3 protein-coding genes are annotated in these 2109 nt (G+C 59.3%); 2 read left to right on the top strand and 1 reads right to left on the bottom strand.

What is annotated here, in order from left to right; genetic code table 11:
• Positions 1 to 181 (bottom strand): hypothetical protein (locus MUO23_02920; protein ID MCJ7511907.1); only part of this gene is annotated, 181 nt, incomplete at its 3' end.
• Between the two features lie 342 nt (positions 182 to 523).
• Between MUO23_02920 and MUO23_02925 the strand changes: the two genes are divergently transcribed.
• Together MUO23_02925 and MUO23_02930 are read left to right on the top strand one after the other, a co-directional pair.
• Entirely contained in the window at positions 524 to 1486 is a 963-nt protein-coding gene (locus tag MUO23_02925; GenBank protein MCJ7511908.1) for an esterase family protein, read from the top strand.
• Positions 1487 to 1858: 372 nt separating this feature from the next.
• Positions 1859 to 2109, top strand: a 251-nt coding sequence (locus tag MUO23_02930) for an antibiotic biosynthesis monooxygenase (protein MCJ7511909.1), incomplete at its 3' end; no start/stop codon positions are given.

Here is a 2109-nt window from a genome sequence, read left to right on the forward strand (position 1 = left end):
GAGCCGCCGAGCGGCTTAGCTCGAGGCCGTTCGGCGGCGAACGTAGACTCCCCTGCGATGTTTGGAGCGTGGCTAGCCGCATCCCCGCCACGCCCCGCGCCATATTGACAACCACATCTCCGGCGCGAGAATTGCTCAGAGAAATCATCCTGGCTTGGGCTGGCACGCCCAGCGTCTTCACCGCCCCATGCTGCCCCACCCTCCCCAGGGTGGGATTCTGTTCCAGTTGCCTGCTCCCCGTCTTTCCCTCATCGTAGATCGCAGGCCTAAGGTGATGACGCCTTTGTCCGCCTATCATCTCCGCCCTACTTCTTCAAGCCAACCTCCGCGCCTGCATGCAGTCGGCCGTCTGCGCAACCCAGGAGGGGCCATGAACACTCGACTTGGAACCGTCGCTTGCGTCACCCTGGTGCTAGCAACCGTAGTTGCGTGCGTCTCGCCTCCTACGCCGACTCCGCTCGCGCCGACCTCCATGCCCACGTCGCAGCCCGCTACCCCAACAGAGCGACCATTTGGCGGCAGGGTGGAGAAGGGGCAAATCACCAGCGCGGCGCTGGCGGGCAACCTCCTTGGTGATCCCACCACTCGCGACTATTATGTCTATCTTCCTCAAGGATATGACACCAGCACGAAGCGCTACCCAGTCGTCTATGTCCTTCACTGGGGCACCGCAATGAACTCGCCGTGGGTCATGCGCAACAGCCTCCCGAGCGCGATGGACTGGCCTATCGATAAAGGAGAGGTCAGAGACATGATTCTCGTCTTCCCAGACGCAACCAACAAGCTGGGTGGTGCATGGTACATGAGTTCCCCCACAGTTGGCGATTACGAAACCTACATCGCCAAGGAACTAGTGGCTCAAATTGACTCCACCTACCGCACGCTACCCAGCCGGGAGAGTCGAGGAATCATGGGGTGTTCGATGGGCGGCGTGGGAACCTTCCACTTGGCATGGAAGTACCCCGACGTCTACAGTGTCGCAGTCCCGATGTCAGGCCTCATGTATGACCTGGAACACGATCCAAGTTGGGAAGAAGCGCGTTCTCACTATGGCGTCGAGCCCACCGATCTGGGCGACCTAGCCTCTCTCGATCTAGACAACATAGCCATGATTTCGCTTGCCGCCGTGGCCGCGCCCAATCCCTCGAAGCCGCCCTTCTTCTTGGATATGCCCTTCAAGATCGTGGGTGGCAGCGCACAGATTGACCACGAAGTCTTTCGAAAGGTGATCGGCCTTGATGCCATCAACGACGCTCGCAGCTATGTGAACCAACCCCTCCGGCTGAATGGCATGTTGATCTATCGCGATACCGACCAAGGGCAGAATCCTGTCTATCAGCGATTCAACGCCGAGCTCTACCCTCGCTTTCTCGAGAAGCTTACTGAGTTGGGTATCGAGCACGAGTATGGGCAGGTAGAGGCCAGCCACTGCAAGTCTGACCTCACCCCTGCGCTCAAGTTCATGGATGCGCACTTGGCGTTCTGACCAACGAGCCTTCACACAACACAGCTCTGCCCTTGGCCGCCTACGACGGGTTCGCAAGGCGCTCGCCTTCATCTGGTCGGTTGTGCACGGCTGACGGGCGTTTCAGCTGATCAGCCAACGGAGGGAATACGCTCGTGGCTGAACCGGACAAGGAATCTCTTGGCGGAACAAGCCGCCGCCGAACAACTCGCTGAAGCCGACTCGGCTGGCGGGCGAAAACGCGGTGGCGCCTGGCTTGCGAGGTTATCCTAGAATGAAGACATCAAGCCTGAGCCGCCGAGCGGCTCAGCTCGAGGCCGTTGGGCGCCACCATCCCTTCTGCCTCGAGTGCTATGCTTCATGCGCAGGAACATTCCCCAAGGAGTCGCAAGCATGCACATCACTTTCACGAGGAGTGAAGTCACCGAAGAGCAGTCGCGCGAGGTGGACCAATTCCTTGCCGGCTTTCTTCCTAGATTCAAGTCCCAGCCGGGCGTTCTCGCAGTCTTTCACTACAATCGTCCAGAGATCGGTGACGAGGTCACCATCACTGTCTGGGAAAGCGAGGAAGCGGTCAGGGCATACCGCCAAAGTGAGCTGATCAAGGAACCGATCGCATTCGAGTCGGACCACGATCTCCCTAC

It is taken from the genome of Anaerolineales bacterium (genome assembly GCA_022866145.1).
GTDB lineage: Bacteria > Chloroflexota > Anaerolineae > Anaerolineales > E44-bin32 > PFL42.